This is a genomic window from Sphingobacterium sp. UDSM-2020, from assembly GCF_016132525.1.
In the GTDB taxonomy this organism is placed as follows: Bacteria; Bacteroidota; Bacteroidia; order Sphingobacteriales; family Sphingobacteriaceae; genus Sphingobacterium; species Sphingobacterium anhuiense.
Genome location: NZ_CP066166.1, coordinates 4,184,388 through 4,202,818 on the forward strand (window position 1 = coordinate 4,184,388; position 18,431 = coordinate 4,202,818).

General features: G+C 39.0%; 8 protein-coding genes. 1 reads left to right on the top strand and 7 read right to left on the bottom strand.

Features of this window, described 5'->3' with window-relative positions; genetic code table 11:
- Window positions 1-62: 62 nt before the first annotated feature.
- Genes JAZ75_RS17605 through JAZ75_RS17630 form a run of 6 tightly spaced genes read right to left on the bottom strand, consistent with a single transcriptional unit; the run spans window position 63 to window position 12,622 of the window.
- Complete coding sequence (locus tag JAZ75_RS17605; protein WP_168126244.1) at window positions 63-1,772, bottom strand: endo-1,4-beta-xylanase; 1,710 nt, start codon at window positions 1,770-1,772, stop codon at window positions 63-65.
- A 4-nt stretch (window positions 1,773-1,776) separates the two neighbouring features.
- A complete protein-coding gene (locus JAZ75_RS17610) occupies window positions 1,777-2,811 on the bottom strand; it encodes a DUF5627 domain-containing protein (protein WP_168126245.1) in 1,035 nt (344 codons plus the stop codon).
- Between the two features lie 21 nt (window positions 2,812-2,832).
- Window positions 2,833-4,602: a RagB/SusD family nutrient uptake outer membrane protein gene (locus JAZ75_RS17615; protein ID WP_168126246.1), complete on the bottom strand. Its 1,770-nt coding sequence runs from the start codon at window positions 4,600-4,602 to the stop codon at window positions 2,833-2,835.
- Window positions 4,603-4,625: 23 nt separating this feature from the next.
- Window positions 4,626-7,493 (bottom strand): SusC/RagA family TonB-linked outer membrane protein, encoded by a 2,868-nt coding sequence (locus JAZ75_RS17620; protein ID WP_168126247.1) that lies wholly within the window; start codon window positions 7,491-7,493, stop codon window positions 4,626-4,628.
- A 36-nt stretch (window positions 7,494-7,529) separates the two neighbouring features.
- Window positions 7,530-9,446 carry a RagB/SusD family nutrient uptake outer membrane protein gene (locus tag JAZ75_RS17625; protein ID WP_232789248.1) on the bottom strand — a complete coding sequence of 639 codons (1,917 nt, stop codon included), beginning with the start codon at window positions 9,444-9,446 and terminating at the stop codon, window positions 7,530-7,532.
- Window positions 9,447-9,451: 5 nt separating this feature from the next.
- A complete protein-coding gene (locus JAZ75_RS17630) occupies window positions 9,452-12,622 on the bottom strand; it encodes a SusC/RagA family TonB-linked outer membrane protein (protein WP_208697113.1) in 3,171 nt (1,056 codons plus the stop codon).
- 428 nt (window positions 12,623-13,050) lie between these two features.
- Between JAZ75_RS17630 and JAZ75_RS17635 the strand changes: the two genes are divergently transcribed.
- On the top strand, window positions 13,051-17,109 hold the full coding sequence (locus tag JAZ75_RS17635; protein ID WP_208697115.1) for a two-component regulator propeller domain-containing protein: 4,059 nt from the start codon (window positions 13,051-13,053) through the stop codon (window positions 17,107-17,109).
- Window positions 17,110-17,260: 151 nt separating this feature from the next.
- On the opposite strand, the gene JAZ75_RS17640 is transcribed toward JAZ75_RS17635, so the two are convergent.
- Window positions 17,261-18,418, bottom strand: a complete 1,158-nt coding sequence (locus JAZ75_RS17640; RefSeq protein ID WP_208697117.1) for a PepSY-associated TM helix domain-containing protein — start codon at window positions 18,416-18,418, stop codon at window positions 17,261-17,263.
- Between the last annotated feature and the right edge of the window lie 13 nt (window positions 18,419-18,431).

Consider the following 18,431-nt stretch of genomic DNA (forward strand, 5'->3'; position numbering starts at 1 on the left):
AATTTATCCTATTTTTTTTTAGAGAGGGAAATCTTCCCTCTCTTTTATTCTATACTTGCTTATTATTTTTGCTTTTGAAGTGCTTCTGCTACCGCTTGATATGCGGGTTTACGAACAAAGGATTCTGTCCAGATTCCAATCGGTTCGCCTCTTCTCCAAAAGGAGTTTTCGCGATCAGGACTGTCCAAAGGACTCCAGATGGTGATCCCATATTGTTGTGCTTTCGGGATAATTTCAAAGTATTTTTCAATGACAAATTTGTACATATCTGCTTGTTGCTGATACATTGCCGCTGTTGCATTGGCTGTTTTAATGTTGTCGCCAAGACCAATGTCAAGCTCCGATACTTTTATTAGTTTACCCGTTGCCGCCAGTAGTTTGTACATGTTAACAATGTCATCTTTATTGGCCGTGCTATTGATATGCATCTGCGTACCGATGCCATCTACCTTGGCGCCTTTACTTTCCACATAATTGACGTAGGCAATTAAACCTTTACATTTATTACCACCACCTTCCAGACCATAATCGTTTATAAAAAGGATATCATTGGGATTTCCGTATTTTCGGGCAAGTTGAATGGCTTTTACCGCATAGTCTTTACCCAGATAATCTTGCCAATAAAATTCGTCCTCCGCCAAGTCGGTTTTTCCAATCCCAGTTTTTAGGGCGTACTGATCAGGCCAATCGGACATGGGCTCATTGACCACGTCCCAAGCTTTGACATAATTTTTGGTTACAGACATCATGCCTGCAATAAAAGTTTCTAATGCTTCGGTAAGAATTCTTTTTTTCTCGTCAGGTGTTTTTTCAACTCTGATACCACCAGGTCCGCCATAACCTTCACCTACTGCAGATTGTGAGCGGGTAGAACTGTTGCCCCATCCTATCCATCCGCTGATGCCTTTTTCAAAATCTCCGTCAGGGATGAGCTCTACATTACTTCCAGCCTTTTTTAAGGAAATATTGTCTATGAAAACTGTTCCTGCAAACTGACCGAAATTAATGATAAATCGAGTGCGTGCTGCCGTGGTTTTCACTTTAAGTTCATACTCTTTATAGTCTGTAGTAAAAGCAATAGAACCAAAACTATCACCTGTATATTTAACTGTTTCTTGAAGATCTAGACCAATATTTCCAGCCTTACTGCCTCTTACTGTGATTTTTAGTGTGTATTCGGTGTTATCTTCTAGTCCCTTGGGATCAAAAGCTGTTTGTGCTTCCCACGCATTGGCAACTGATGGGTTAGTCATCTTTAGTGCATAACCCGAAAGTGATGGTACGTTGATACCTCCGGGTACTGGTGCCGAACCAGGTGGTAGTAATACTGGAGCAATCAAGCTATTTAAATAAGTGGCATTTTGCCCTGAATGCCAAGTAAGTGTATGCCCAAAAAGAGCCATGTTATTTTCTTGTGCAGCTTTGATCACACGTTCCAGTTTACTTAAGTTCAGTGTGCCATCGGCTTGTACAATAGAAGCATGTTTCATTTCGTATCCCATGACCATTTCTTCAAAGTTGCGATTTGCTAAACGGTACATCACACCTTTATTGAGGTAATCGTCCATATTGAGTGCTACCCCCCATTTGAAATTTGGATGCGCATTTTTATCGATGTAGGAGATCAATGGGCTATAGGTATCAATATTTTCTTGTGCAATAATACTTTCAGGCTTTTCTGTCCCATATTGGAGTATTTCATGTTTTGCGCAGGAACAGAATAGGAGACCAGCTATGAGGCCAACACCTATCTTTGTATGTAATCTTTTCATATTTTTATGGTTTTATTGCGACCGTAAAAGTTTCCATTTTAACACCTCGGTCACGCATGACTAAGGTATCTTTTGTACTCACATTCATCTTTTGCATATCGATTTGATAATCGAGATACAACACATCGCGATCGGTATTCCCCCAACTATTTTTATCACCCTTTTTTACAAAGCTTCCTTTTCCTGATGCTGTGACTCCCGTTGTATTAGAACTGATGACACAATTATTGTTATTATCGAAAGTTAACATTAAAGCACAGTTGATATTTGTGCCGTCTACATCCTTAAATGTTAATGGAAGTATTGTATTTTTCAACGACGCTGTTGTCAAGCTTTTTACCTCATCTTTCTCGACGTAAGCATTTCTTCTACTTTGCGTTTGGGTGAGCGCATTGTTTCCATTTTTACCAACAATCATATCGCGGCCACGGCGGAGGTAATTGCCTTGCCAGGTATTGATATATTTAATAGCATAGAAAATATAATCTTTAGGAGCAGTGTCCCAATCATCAGTTACTGCTTTTCGGCGTAAGCTTCCTGCTTTTGGAATTCCGGAAAGGATAGAGTCTGCATTTATGACATGGTCTAAACGGATCGGAAGTACATAATGGGTGGTGATAGCTTTAGGGTCAGCAAAGAAATCATCGGTCAGCTGTATTTCCACGCCACCTGTCAAGCTGCCTTTTGGTATCATTATTTTATTGGAGGCGATTGAATAGTAATTACTTGGCAGTGGTTTTACCTCTCCGCCATCTGGATTGAAAATGATTTTATCGGTCATGGCATTATCTACGGTAAAATCAATGGTGATGTCTTTTTTATTATCGTAGACACCACCTGTTGTAGCCATTACTTTGACTTTACCTTCATTATCTAATGCGGTATCAAATAGGTCTTCACCCATAGTAATAGTCCTTACAGGATATTGATATGCGAAGTATACGGTCTGATATTTAAAATCTGGAAATTCCCAGTCCTGATTTTTACAGGAGGTAAATAGGAATACAAGTACAATGGAAAATATATGTAATTTTTTCATCTGATTATTTTTAAAAATGTTTTACCACCCCATGTTTTGTTCAAGGTTACTGTATTTTAGGATTTCACTGTAGGGAATAGGACCGTATTGCATATAAGGTTCATACACCCGGTTTTCAACATTGAAAATCGTATAGCTATTATTTTGAATACTGACACCGCGTGCCGCTTCAGTGAGATTTTTATTCCATCTTCTGATATCCCAAAAACGAAAACCCTCAAAACATAATTCTAGCCTTCTTTCATTTCTGATGAGTTCGCGCATCAGTTCTTTATTGTTTTTGACCTGATTGAGGTAAGGGTCTCCATTGGTTGTCCCTACACCGGCACGTGTCCGGATTGCTTTAATGATATCGTAAGCCGAAAATGATTGTGTCCCAGTACCCGTAGGTCCCCAAGCTTCATTGGCCGCTTCGGCATACGCAAGATATATCTCCGTCATACGCAGGCGCGGTGTGATGTGATATTGCCCTGATGTAGAGGAAGGGTTGAGATTGACGTCCTGACGTAAAAGTTTGCGTAAATAATATCCTGTTCGGGTGGAAGTTTCTACTTTATTTAACCCATCATTGGTTGGACTGTTGACAGTTGTATTGATTGCCGTATTATTAACTCCGGCAGTACCGCCATTGACTAAAATATACTGTTTAAGCCTAGGGTCACGATTTTCGTAAGGGGCTTGAGCATTGAATCCACTATTTGCAATATCGGACACTGGATACCCGTTGGCCATTGGAAACGCATCGACCAGATTTTGGGAGGGATTAATCCGCCCACGTCCAAACAAAGTTGGTGGAAATTGATCGGCTTCTAAATTTGATGAAGGATCACCACGGTCTACACGCCATAGTATTTCCGAAGTATTGCGTCCTTCGTTCATAGCATTCACGCTATTTTGCTGATAAAATAATGCGCCTTGAGGGTCTATGCCAGATACACCTCCTTTTTGCTGGATCACAAGACCTGCATAGTTTGCGGCGTCAGCCCAGGTAGTTGTATTGCCACTTGCAAAAGCTGGACTTGCGGCCATAAGCGCAGCTTTGGCCTTGATAGCTTGTATAATTCGTTTACTCATGCGTAAACGAAAATGTTTGCCGAAAACTCGATTATAATCGTCCATTTTAATGGCTAATGCTTGATATTTAGCGGGAACTTCACTTTGCGATGAAATATCTTCATAATCTAGCGGTAATAAGTCCTCCGCTTTTTGAATATCTGCATAAATTTGTTTCATACAGGCTTCAAAAGAGGCTCTTTTATGATTGAAATCGGATGATAATACCTCATGTTCAAGTATAATGGGTACACCCATAAGTTCACCGCTACTCGTTTTTCCTGCGTGGGATTGAAGCAGATGAAACATAAATAAGGCACGGAGACCATATGCTTCACCTTTCATCCGATCACTGAACATGGTGGTGACCTGTTCTGTCGAGGCCCAACTTACTTTGTCCGTTAATGCTAAAAAGTTGTTGATATACTGTATTGCTGATTTGCTATTCCGCCATTGATCAAACGGATTGTTGATTGCAGTCCATTGCCCTGTAGAAATTTTTTGATAATCGTTAATTCTTTCATTAGTTACTGCATCATCTGTGGCCACATCGTTAAATGACCAGCTGTTTGTTGGGACTCTGTTGTAGCCATTTAGTAATAAACCTTGTGCGTACAATGGTCTGTCGTATGCTGTCTCGATATCTAAAATATTTTCGATAGCAGGCTCAAACATATCTTCACATGACGTGAATGAGAGGGCGGAGGCAATGCTGAATATGAATATGATTTTTTTCATGTCAATTAGTTTTCACTGTTAATTTAGAATATGGCCTTTACACCGAAATTGAAAAATCTTGTTCTCGGTGTACCACCTACGTTGAGTTGCATCGTTTCTTTTTCTTTGGCAATGGTCATCAAATTATAACCATTTGTATAGATACCGAGTTCTTTAACGATTCCCTTTCCGATAACACCTGTTGGGAAATCATAGGAAATCTGTACTTTGGAGAGGTCAAATCGATTGGTTTTATACATCCAAAAATCTGAACTTCGTAAATTATTGTCGCTGTTTCCAGTTGTCAATCGTGGATATGTGGCAGTTTCTTTATTTTCTTCCGTCCAACGACCACGTGCTATAATGGAGTATTTATCTTCGCCCTTCATCCAGAAATAAGAGCTGTTTTTCATTTCATATGCACCGTATCTTGCAGTTGCAACAGCAAATAATGTTACATTTTTCCATTTAGCAGTGATATTAAAACCCAGTGAAAATGGAGCTCCTGCCCAACCGGCTTTACCTAAATAAACTTCGTCGCGTGTATCAATAATACCGTCGCCATTTTGATCCTTATACTTAATATCTCCAGGTTTAACTTCTCCAAAAGCGGTTAAAGGTGCTTGGTCTATTTCTGTTTGGTCTCGGTAAAATCCGTCATTTTGAAGTCCCCAGATCGCATCTAAAGGTTTATTAGCACGGTTTTGATATGCACTTTCAAACAATTCATCGCGTTTTACTGCTTTCGTGTCATAATAAAGACCCGTTACTCCTAATGAAAGAAAACTATTGTTAAATGTTTTATTGATATTTAATCCAAAATCTATCCCCTGACGCTCATCTACATTATAATTTATAAATGGTAATTCTGAGTAGGTCGGCCAATAGGACATAAAGTACATCGGATACAGTGTATTTGGCTGTACCAGCATCCCATGCATCTGGTTGTAAAAATAAGAAGCATTAAATGTCACCAAGTTATTGTATAGGCCGGCTTCTATGCCAAAGGTGATCTCCCTACGTTGTGGATAGCGCATATCCATATTTTCACCTCTGAAACGATCAAAAGTGTGTACCAGTTGGCCATCACTCCAACTGTACCATGCCGCATTATTATAGGTGTAATATCCTTTATATAAATAATAATCCTCTATATCGAGGTCGGTATTGATAATACCAGCAGATGCCTTTAATTTTAAGTTGTTAAAAACAGTGTTGTCCTTCATGAATTCTTCTTCACTTATGCGCCATGCCATCGATAAAGTTGGTGAAATGGCTTTACGTTTGGCTTCTGGTAATTTTGCAGAGTGCGGTAAAGCGGCACTAAAATCGACATAGTATTTATTTTCAAAATGGTATCCGAGCTGCAAACCTAGGTTAGCATTGCTTTGTTTGTGATAAGCCTCAGACTGTCCAATCTGAAATGCATTGGCCAATACGATCGCAGACACATGATGTTGCTCGTTAAATGTACGTGCATAGTTTAATTGCGCTGTAAAACCTAAAGTTTGTCTGTATGCACTTCCGCCTATATTCTGTACTCCCGAAATACGGTCGTCACCATATTTGGTAAGACTACTGATGAGATCGGTACCATTATAGTTGTTCCAGTTGGCTTGGTATACGGCATAATTATTATTATACGATTGATTATACTGATTTTGATAATCGATCGCCATTGCCGTATTAAATGTTAAACCTTCCAGTACATCATTTAGATTAAAATTCAACCCCGTATTAAACTGAAATTGTCTGTTCAGATGTCGATTGCTTCCTCCCGCATAAATATTGGCAAATGCATTTGTCTGATCCAATTGACTACCGCCTAATAAATATTTGTTATCTACAAGAAAATTACTGTTGTTCACAAAAATCAAGGAGTTTTCGTCGCTGTCTTCAATCATGCTGATCGGTACAAGCGGAGAGAAGCGGTGTGGTCTACCAGTTGCAGCGGCAGCCCAATAATCTGCATTGACACCCTTGGAAGTATAGAAGCTCGCTGCTGCGTCTACATTTAATGAGATGACTTTGTTTAACTTTACATCAATATTGCCGCGCATATTAAAGCGATTGGAGCTGTTGTTGTCTACTGCCTCACCAAAGTTTAATAATGATCCCGCAGACCAAAATCCAAAATTGGTATAATATTGCGTCCTTTCGTTACCACCAGAAACTTCTGCGGTGGCATCGTATCTATTGTAACTCTTTTTAATGTAGTCAGAAGAATAATAATCTACATTCGGGTAGCGATAAGGATTCTCTCCCGTGCTATGCTTATAAATATTCTCCTGTGTGTATAGATTAGGAAGTCCGTCGTTGCGTCTAGCCTCATTATAGAGGGTCATATATTCAGCAGAACCGAGATATTTAGGATAACTGATGGGAGTATTGATCCCTGCATTGGTACGAATGTTTATTTTTTGATTACCTGCTTTTCCTCGTTTGGTGGTCATATAGATAACACCCTTTGCCGCACGGCTACCATAAAGAGCAATTGCGTTTGCATCTTTTAATACGGAGATCTGTTCAATTTCAGTGGGCATGACATTGTCGGCATCACGGGGAAATCCATCTACTAAAAGTAGGTAACCTGAAGATCCCCATATGTTTCCATTATAACCTGTAACAAGTGCATCTAGGTTTTCGAGACTATATGTTGTATAGTTTTTTTCCATTAACTGAGCTAGATTAATCGCTTGGACTTCGCCCATAAGATTTTGTTTTTTAACCTTACGAAAAGCCACCTGTATGAGCGTTGTACTATCCGTTTGCAACGTGTCTATTAATCCGAATCTTGCAGGTGATAGTGGGTTATAGCTTTTATATTGGGATAAGCGAGATGCCGATGCGTCAAGCGTACCCAAACCGACCATACTCAGGCACAATGCTATTTTTAATTTTTTATATTTCATTGTCTCATAATTTTATGAATTGATCGCTCATTTGAGTTACCATCCGGGATTTTGTGAAAATTCAGGATACATGCTAACATCAGATACTTTTAAGGGAAGCCAGTAATGCTTGCTTGTGAATTTTCGTTCTACTAATACTTTTTCTTTCATATTTACTACACGGTTTTGAGTAGGGTCAGCTGTATTAAAAGTCCCCGTTCTATCAAATTCAAGTGCAGTTTTTAGGGTGTATGGGCTTTCCGTAAGTAATAACCATCTTCTCAAATCATTGAAACGATGTCCTTCATAGGCAAGTTCAACTGCTCTTTCGCGGCGTAATTCACTCATAAAGGCATCGGAAGAAGCTAAGAATTTTGTGTTCACAGCATCGACTCCAGCACGTTTACGAATGATATTGACTGCTTCTACCGCAGTTTTATTATAATTTGTCGCTTTTCCATTAGCGGCATTATTTGCCATGGCTGCAGCTTCGGCATACATGAGGTAGACATCTGCTAGACGCATGTAGGGAACATAGATGTGCATATTCGATCCGTAGTCAAAAGCTCTGTCATAATCGTTTGTTGTTAAAGGAATAAATTTGCGCAGTGTATAACCCGTACGGCTACCATTCTGAATATTACGATAAGATCCATTGGTATAGAGTTGGGCGTATCGGTATTCATTTTCCGGTCTATCCTTGGGAGGTATGGTTCCTTTTATGACCTTAACGCCATCAAAGACGATATCATTGTAAAATCTTGGGTCACGTCCTTTCCAAGGGTATGCTGGATCATAACCGGACTCTGCGTCTGCTTGTGTGAAATCTTTAATCGGTAATCCGTTAGCCATTCCATAGTAATTGACATAATTGGCTGTCGGTACAAATTTCAGTGCATCGCCTTCGGTGATTAAGCTTGGCATATACTGCTTACTGGTTCCATAATGGGTGTTGTTGCCCGCATTGTAAGGACCTCTAAAGATAGCTTCAGTACTTCCTGGGAGTGCCCAATTTTCACTTATTGTATAGAAATTAAGGTGATAATTTTCAAAGTCCACCAATTTATATGGAGCCTGTCCACTTTCGGTCAGTGATAACAATTCTCCAAAAGCTTCCGCTGCTTTTTTGCAGTAATCGGTTTGATAGGTGCGGCTACCGGTCACCGTAAAATTCATCAATGGACTACCCGCCCACAGGTAATTTTTACCTAGATAACCCAAAGCCATTATTTTATTGATGCGCAGCGCGTTTTTCCCCAGTGTCCGCTTTCCCGGATTGGTATCATCCCAATTGATGGGTAAAAGATTGGCAGCTTCACGAAAATCTGCAGCGGCCAAATCTGCACATTCATGGTAATTGAGACGTGGAAGTGTTAGTTTTTCATCACTTGGCAATACTTTATTAATATATGGCATACCGCCGAAATATTCCATCAACCGATGGTGAAACCAACCTCTAAAGAAAAGCAATTGTCCTTTGATAAGATCCCGTTCTTCCTGAGTGGCTTCGGTCATTTTATCCATATTTTCAAGACCAATGCTAATTTTTCGAAGGCCGAACCAAGCAGCATTCCAAAGGTCTTTATTGATATTGCGATCGTTTCCTCCTATAAATTCCGTTGTAAAATCATTTTGTTCCATCCATCCTGCACCCCAGCCATCGTGCTGTGCCTGCCAGGCCCAAAAATTGCCATTATCGATTTTATGGATAAAGTGGTAATCGCCAGCGGTAGAGGTAATCTCGTCTTCGCCCCAGTTCCAGGAATTGGTCCAGTAGAGATTGCTGAAATTAACAATACAATGGTATAGCTCTTCAGTATAGCCTTGGAAATTATTGAAGTTTTTAAACGCTTCTTTTTCTGAAATAATAGATTGTTCTTCTTTGTCGAGGTACTTTTTACAAGAACTCATGTATGAAGAGGAAACTATAACACCAAAAGAAACAATAATTTTTAAATATTTTTTCATCATCATATCGATTAAAAAGTAATGTTCGCGCCTAGGTTAAAACGTTTGACGGTAGGGTAGGCGCCTTGTGAAGCCCATCCTGTACCTGCATAATTGGATTCTCGATCATCGGGCATTTTGGACCAGAATAAAAGGTTATGACCGTTGAGAAAGATGCGAATATGTTGAAATCCCATACGACGTATAAAATTGTTTTCAGCATTCAAGTTGTACGCAATCTCGGCAGTCTTTAATCGGATATAAGATCCATCGTACATAAAACGGCTCCCGGGCGTATAGTTACTCGGAGTAGCAAGCCAACGGGGTAAAGGTACATCTGCGTCTGTTTGCTCCTTGGACCAATAGGATCCTTCGTGATAAGCTAAATTGCGCTGTCTTTCAAAACTATTCAATACGACCTGACGGGTGACATTGTTGACACCATACCATTGTGTCATGATGCTGAAGTTTTTCCAGTCAAATCCGACCGTTAGGTTGTATGTGTTCTGCGGAGTAGAGGGGTAGGCATAGGGTATATTATCTTTGGAATCGATCAATCCATCGCCATTGTAATCCAGTATGTGATAGTTACCAGGTAGTTTATTCCCATCGTTATTATCATGTATGGTACTGGCATATAATTCATCCCAGGTATTGTAATATCCGCCACCGACATGTGTATAGGTTTGACTGATCTGCTTGTCATTGAGCTTTTGATAATCAGGAAGTAATTCGGGACTGTCTCCTTCTATCACTTTATCTTTGGCATGTGTAAAGTTCATATCAGCCCATAATCGCCAGTTTTGATTAATCGCTTTATTGACTTTTAACTCTACTTCATATCCCTTATTGGTCACGATGCCCAAGTTGGCTGCTGGTGCTGCGACACCGAAGTAGTCGGGTATTGCACGGTTATTTCCAGTGATCAACACATCGGTGCGCTTGTCACTGAATACATTCACCTGACCTGAAATAATTCCTTTAAAAAATGAGAAATCGGTACCAAAGTTGAATTTTCTTACTTTTTCCCAACGTACATTCGGATTACCCAGTTCATTTTCTCTGTACCAAGTATAAGTACTGCGCTCTGGAGCCTCTCCAACAGTCCCCATATGAGACTGACCGCCATATGACCATTGTGTCAAGTACAGATAGCGCCCATTAACATTGTCATCTCCGATATCACCATAGGAAGCACGAAGTTTCAGCATGTCTATAAAGGAAATATTTTTCATGAAATTTTCTTCAGACAATAACCAGCCTATACCTCCAGAATTAAAAAATCCAAATCGGTAACCGCGGGCAAATTTTTCAGATCCGGTATAGGCTCCACTGTAATCAAGCATATACTTTCCTTTGTAATTGTAGGTGGTGCGAAATACCCAGTCTTCACGATAAAACGGCTGCATACTTCCTGTAGCATATTGATTTCGGTTGAATAGACCCATCGCTGTAATGTTATGATCGTTTGCTATTCGGGTTGCATAATCCAATTGCAACTGGTAGAACAGGCGTCTATAGGTCATTCCGTTATTTACTGCTCCCGATTGTTGAGCCCAGTTGATCCCTTCTACAAAGTCAAAACGGCTGCCATCTATATTTTGTCCGTAAACGGCTAGTCCTGTTTCTGGATCAATCCATTTACTTTGTACATTATTATACAGATCGTTAACTCCTCTTCCTGCCTCGACAAATGTATTATCGAGCGATATGCTTCCTCTCACTTTCAACCCATCGACAAACATTTTGAGATCTTGCTCTAATATAAAATCTGACGTTATTTTACTCGTAGTTGTCAGTTCTACTCCGGATGTTGCGAGTGCTTGTGCTGAGTTGATACCGACTTGTGAATCAGGTTTGTAAAATCCCCATGTGCCGTCGGCGTATCTTGGGTAAATGACGTCAGGAGGTACGGTATAGGCGGCGATCCAGTAACTGTAATCATTTCCGCCACCCCAAGGACTTTTTCTTCTTCCATGCGACCCTGCTAGATTTGCTGAAAATTTTGTGGTTGGCGTGAGCTGAAAATCTAAGTTAGACCGCATGTTTAAGCGGTTAAAACCATAACCGGGTTTGTAACCGCGATTGTTATCATTTTCGCGAAACATATCGCCTTCGTATAAATAATCGGCACTGGCAAAGTATTTTACAAAATTTGTACCTCCTGCAATATTGAGGTTGCTATTTTGTGAGAAAGCATGTTTCTTGAATAGTTCCTCTGCCCAATTGGTGTTAACATACCGCTCTCTTTCTTCCAGATTGGCCGGGAAGCGGTATTTGTTGATCAGATCTTGAGGTTGGTATGAAACCCAGCTATTGGGAGAAAGTGCCAATTCGTTTTCGATGACACGATTGCGGAGCATCATGGCATCATATGAATCCATTTTCCCGGGCAATTGGGACACTGTTTTTATGATATTATTCACCGTACCTCTTACGGAAGCTTTTCCTTCTTTACCTCTTTTAGTGGTAATGAGAATGACTCCGTTGGCTCCACGTACACCGTATACGGCAGTAGCGGTTGCATCTTTTAATACGGATACGGTTTCAATCGAACTGATATCGACACTGCTCAAAGGACGTTCGACTCCATCTACCATAGTTAATGGATCGGTATTGTTCCAAGTGCTGCGTCCGCGAATCACAATCCGTGGATCTTCTTCTCCCGGCATCCCGGTACTTGCTGTCGTGACTACCCCAGGGACATTACCGGTCAAGGCCGCACCAACACTGGCTACACCGCCAGCTCTTTCTAAGACTTTCCCAGAGGTTTGTGTAACTGCTCCCACGACAGTTTCTTTTTTCTGGGTGCCGTAACCCACCACAACAATTTCGTCAATATCGATATTGGCACTGTTGAGTACGATCTGTAATTCATTTTTATTATTAATTTGGACTTCTGTTTTTAGGTATCCAACTTTGGTAATAACCAGGGTATTCCTGTTTTTGGGTACCTGAATAGTGAAAGAGCCATTTATATCTGTTGAAATTCCTGTTGTTCCTTCTTTGACTTTAACGGAAGCATTTTCTACTGCTTGTTGCTTTTGGTCAACGACTGTACCCCGGATTTGTCTTAGGTCTTGTGCATATAGCGGCGATGTTGTTGCAAGCAATAAGAGCAGAAGTGCTGAGGTATAGAGCAGGAAAATACCCCATAGTTTTTTCTCATACCAAATGAGTGTGATGGTATATTTAATCATCATAATAATTTTTACTGTTTAGTTATTGGTTTGAAATCATAAATCGGTTTGCTCAATTGTAGCGCATTGATTAAAGGTGATAGTGATCTATCATAGTAGGTTTTAGGGACTGTTCTGTGTGCTCATAATTTTATTTTAATCTAAGTGGTTTGTGTAAATGCCATGCATAAAATTTCCAGTTGCTATTAGGTAGGTTAGGTCTAATAACAAGTAGTGAAATTTATTTTTGACGGTTGGTTTATAATTACTAATTCAAAACTAGCTGATGTAACATTCTCGTTGAGGTAAGAATGTTCAAATGATGAGTAAGTATGTTAAAATTGGATTTAAATCATCAAATAATCTATTTTTTTTGATAGTTTAGGATAACGGTGACCGCTATTCAAAAGTATTGTTGTACACCTTTAACCATTATCTTATTAAACCTAAATATGTTGAATATATTGAAGTGTAAAATTATTATTGTTATTACCCTAATTTTCTGCTCTATTGCTAACGCGCAGGAACTGCCGTATTCGTTTGAGCATTATACGATAAAAAATGGTTTATCGTCCAATACTGTTTTTAGTACTTATCGAGATAGTTATGGTTTTTTATGGATTGGAACTGAAGATGGGTTAAATCGATTTGATGGATACACGTTTAAAGTTTATCGTTATAATGCCGATGTAGAAGCGGGTTTGAAATCTAATCATATCACAGCTTTATGTGAGGATAACCTAGGACGTGTTTGGATAGGTACCAATGGCGGAAGCTTAAGTTATTATGACCGTAAATTGGATAAAATTGTCAGTTATGATAAACATGTGGATGGTAAATGGTTGAGTACCGCAATAACAACCATTAATACGGATATTGCAGGGAATATCTGGGTAGGTTCATATGGTGGACTCTTTATTATCAATGTCAAAGATATTGGCAAACCACTTGACGTACGCTATACCGATATCGAAAAGAAGTTTTTCAAAATGACCTCCAGATATATTTTTAGAGACAGTCAAGGACGCATGTGGATTGCCGCTGAAAATAGAATATATCAGTTTGCATCGAATTTGAAAGAAAGTAAAGTTTATCCTGCTCAGGATCCTTTGACATCTGATAAACAACTCATGGAACTGACCTGCATTGAAGAAGATGAACAGAAACGTATTTGGGTTTCCTCACTACAAGGACTTGTTTATAAGGGTGATCATGAAGATCAGTTTTCTTTGTTTCAAGAATCGGGGGGAGCTAAATTGGGGAGTAAACGAATTTACAGTATTGCTAACGATACTAAAGGTGGACTTTGGATTGGTACGGATAATGGATTAGGCGTATTGAATACAGAGAATTTTGAGCTTAAAATTTTTAATAAGGATCCTCGAAATATTAGAAGTATAAGCCATAAATCGGTCCGTTCTGTTTACGTGGATAAATTTGGAATTTACTGGGTGGGTACCGTACAAGGAGGTTTGAATAAATTTGATGTGAATCTGAATCAGTTTAACCTTAAAACGATCGACAGTTATGGGAAAAATGAGGTCAGTATGATCACTTCATTTTTGCCTTTTAAGAGTCAGGTTCTGCTAGGTACAGATGGTGGTGGTCTTTTTCGATATGACCGTAGCTTGGATAAGCTGACAGCTATTCCGATTGGAGATCAAAATCTAACGGTTTTAGCATTGAAAAATGGAGATTCTCCTGGCGATATATGGCTGGGAACTTTTGGTAAGGGAGTGATCAAGTTTAATTTGGAAACACAATCACGTACGCACTACTTGACAGGATCTGGGGAAAACCAACTTAATAATAATGAAGTTTTTAGTTTAGAGAAAGATATCTATGGTGATATCTGGGTAGGTACAAATGGTGGTGGAATCAACGTGATTCAGCTTAAAAATGGAGTGGTTAAAAAATTTCGTCGTTCTGACAACCCCAAAGCGGATGAGATTGCACCTTCTGCAGATTTTATCCGTGCATTGAGAAAGGATCACGAAGGTAATATGTGGGTAGGTACCTACGGAGCAGGTATCTTTGTATACAATCCATACACCCGTAAAACCGTGTATTATAATAAAAATGCAAACGCTTTGCCGAACAATTATGTGTTATCGATCTATACTGACCGGGCTGGAAATGTGTATGCAGGTACAAATGGCAATGGAGTCGGGTTGCTGCAAAAAGATGATAAGCAGTTTAAAACGTTGTCTGAACGGGAGGGTTTGATCAATGATGTAGTACAGAGTATTGTTGAAGATAATACTGGGAAAATGTGGTTCAGTACGAATAAAGGATTGAGCTGTTATGATCCCTTGCAAAAAACGTTTAAAAATTATGCCTATTCTGTTGGACTACAAGAGGGCGCATTTGCGATAGGGGCAGGTCTCATGCTACCTGATGGAGAAGTATATTTTGGTGGTCAAGAAGGATTTAATCATTTTTATCCTAAAAATTTAAAAATTAATACAAATCCTTCCAAACCCGTATTAACGGAATTAAAGATTGATAATAAGGTGATTAAACCTTCTGAAGAAGGCATACTATCTGAATCATTGTTAACGGCAGAAAGGATCAATTTGAAGTATAAACAAAACTTTTCAATTTCATTTGCTGCATTGAATCTGACGGTATCAGAAGACAATCAATATCAATATCGCTTGAAAGGGCTTGATAAGGATTGGATTAAAGCTAATGGGGATCACGCTGCTTATTACACCAATCTGGATCCAGGAGAATATACATTTGAAGTAAAAGCGAGTAATAACGATGGGATATGGGATGATGAAATCAAATCTATAGTTGTTTATGTTGCACCTCCCATATGGTTAAAAGGTTATGCATTTGTCTTTTATGGGATTTTGCTTTTATCGGGGTTATATTGGTTAAAGAGTCGCGGTGTGCGGAAACTAAAACAAAAGTTTGTTTTGGAACAGGAGCGTCGAGATGCGGATAATCTCCATCAGTTGGATCAGATGAAAATAAAATTTTTGACGAATTTAAGTCATGAATTTCGAACGCCTATTTCTTTAATTACAGGTCCAATTGATATTCTACTACTTAAGGAAAAGGATAAGGAAACTTCGCAACAGATCGCGCTTATCAAGCGTAATGCCCACCGGTTGCTTAATCTTGTTAATCAATTGCTCGACTTTAGAAAAATGGAAGAAAATGAGCTTAGATTGCATAATACGAAAGGGGATTTAGTATCCTTTGTAAAAGATATGTATGAATCCTTTAGTGATATGGCCATTCAAAAGGAGATCAACTATCGTTTTATTTCTTGTGAAGATCATGTACTAACCGCTTTTGACCATAATAAAATTGAGCGCATTCTTTTTAATTTATTATCCAATGCGTTTAAATTTACTGCAAAGGGAGGTCATATTTCTGTGTATATAAAATCGGTGGAAGTACAGGAGGAGGGTGATAAAATAAAAGTTAAAATGGTAATCAAGGATGATGGTATCGGTATACCAAAAGAATCGCATGAAGCGATTTTCGAGAGTTTCTACCAGCATGATACACAGGGTAATATTTTGAATCAAGGATCTGGAATCGGTTTGTCAATCGCAGATTCATTTGTTAAAATGTATGGTGGTAAACTTTACGTGGAGAGTGAACCAGGCTTTGGAAGTGCTTTTTCTTTTGATCTGTTTTTAGAAAAAATGGAGGTCGTTAATGATGAAGTTGTACAGACTGTTATAAGTGTCGAACAGGATAATGTTGATCCGCATATTCGTCTGAGACCCGTTGTATTGATTATTGAGGATGACGATGACTTTCGGGGTTTTCTAAAAAGTAGGCTCGATCCTTTATATCAAACTTGCGAAGCGTCAAACGGCCAAGAAGGATGGCAAAAAGCACTATTTCATCACCCCGACATGATTATTTCTGATGTGCAGATGCCAATCATGAACGGTATGGAATTGACTCAAAAGCTGGTGCGGGATAAACGGACAAAACATATTCCTATTATCTTATTGACAGCTTCAAGAGTAGAAAATGGTTTAGTCTGCGGTTTAGAGTCGGGAGCAGTAGATTATATTTCTAAACCATTTGATATGGCTGCATTATTAGCAAAAGTGAATAGTTTATTGCTCCTTAATCAAGCTTTTAAAGATACTTATAGTAAGCAGCTCTCTTTTGTTTCACCAGAAGTTGAGGTGATGTCAGAAAAAGAGAAATTTTTACAGAGTGTATTTGAATATGTTTATGAAAATTTAGATAATCCACAGTTATCTGTTGAGTTATTGAGTAGTCACTTGTCCATTAGTAGAACATCGTTGTATAATAGATTACTTGAATTTTCGGGTATGAGTCCTGTAGATTTTATACGTTCGGTAAGGTTGGAACGTGCAGCAAATTTATTGGAAAAAAATAGTAATTCGATATCGGAAATTGCGTATGAGACCGGATTTTCAAATCCTAATTATTTTACCAAAGTATTTAAGGCAAAATATAAAATGACACCGTCGGAGTATATACAGGCACAAAAGAATCTGGTTAAATAATGTTATTGGCGCGAATTATATAGGAGAGAAAGGTCAGAAATAGTATTAAATAAGGGGTTGCAGATAAAAGGAAACGATTGCTAAAAAGGCTTATCTGTGATGGGATAAGCCTTTTTAGCATTAAGAGAATTAACGGGTTGCTAAGCTTTATTTACGCTTTCTTTTTTTTCTTTTTACGTCGATTGTACCAGATGTAGAAACCGGTGACAGGTAGGCTGGCGGCAATCAACGATGCCAAAAATACCAGCATCTTGCCCGGGATTCCCAGAATACTTCCTAAGTGGATGTCGTAATTTAAGGCCCGCATTTTCTCACCATAATTTTTACTTGAAAAATCGATTGTTTTTTGCAGATAACCTTTCTTTACATCATATTGTCGGATGATAGAGGCATAGCTTTTTTCATAGCGGATATACACGTTTAACGATGCTTCTTCCTTCTGTGGGAAATAAAAGTAATAGGCATGTGCATCGGGATAAGTTACCTCTACTTCGTTCAGAATGTTATCGTAGACCGAAAGATTTGTATTGAAATGAGCCTTTGACTGAATAGGTTTCGCCAGAACTGTTTCCGGAGCCTTATTTTCGATTTTATTGAGTACTTGCTGTACCGACTCATCAAACCAGGGGAAGGCCCAGATCATACCGGTCAATCCCAGAATTAAAGCGATTGTGAAGGAATAGAATCCTAGAATATTATGCAAATCGTAATTTTTCCGTTTTATGCCGGTTTTATTTTTCCAGCGAAACCAAAACCGAACACGTCTTGCTTTTTTGTTTTTTGGCCACCACAGATATAGACCTGTTAAAAGTAAGAGCACAAAAAATAGCGTTGCAGTGCCTACAATGGGTTGGCCAATGTCATTTTTGAACAGCAATGACCAGTGGAGGTAGAGTATGACCCTGAAAAATTCAAATTCAGCATTTTCACTGTATACGTTTGCTGCGGTATAGGGATTGATGAAAACAGACTCATAGTATTTTTTCTCGTTCCAGTACCAGATTCCATCGTTATCATCTTCTTTATATGCCCTAAAATGCCAGGTCCGTTGTGGATTGTTTTCAATTTCTACGGCCGAGACCTGTTTTTCAGCACCCCAATGCTGTTCTGCGTGGTCCAATAAAGTTGAAAATGACTGACGCTCATGATCTGGACTCGTGGACTCCACGTAATAATGATTTTTATAAACTACGGGTTTGATTTCATCAACAAATGCCAATATACAACCGGTTATGCCCAGTATAAAGACGATAAGTGATGAGAGTAAACCCATCCAAAGGTGTGTTTGATGTAATATTTTCTTTAGCACAATTTACGATCTA

Bases quoted from the DNA above. Each gene is read 5' to 3' on its own strand.
- JAZ75_RS17605 (WP_168126244.1), bottom strand. From the start codon at position 1,772: ATGAAAAGATTACATACAAAGATAGGTGTTGGCCTCATAGCTGGTCTC.
- JAZ75_RS17610 (WP_168126245.1), bottom strand. From the start codon at position 2,811: ATGAAAAAATTACATATATTTTCCATTGTACTTGTATTCCTATTTACC.
- JAZ75_RS17615 (WP_168126246.1), bottom strand. From the start codon at position 4,602: ATGAAAAAAATCATATTCATATTCAGCATTGCCTCCGCCCTCTCATTC.
- JAZ75_RS17620 (WP_168126247.1), bottom strand. From the start codon at position 7,493: ATGAAATATAAAAAATTAAAAATAGCATTGTGCCTGAGTATGGTCGGT.
- JAZ75_RS17625 (WP_232789248.1), bottom strand. From the start codon at position 9,446: ATGATGATGAAAAAATATTTAAAAATTATTGTTTCTTTTGGTGTTATA.
- JAZ75_RS17630 (WP_208697113.1), bottom strand. From the start codon at position 12,622: ATGATGATTAAATATACCATCACACTCATTTGGTATGAGAAAAAACTA.
- JAZ75_RS17635 (WP_208697115.1), top strand. From the start codon at position 13,051: ATGTTGAATATATTGAAGTGTAAAATTATTATTGTTATTACCCTAATT.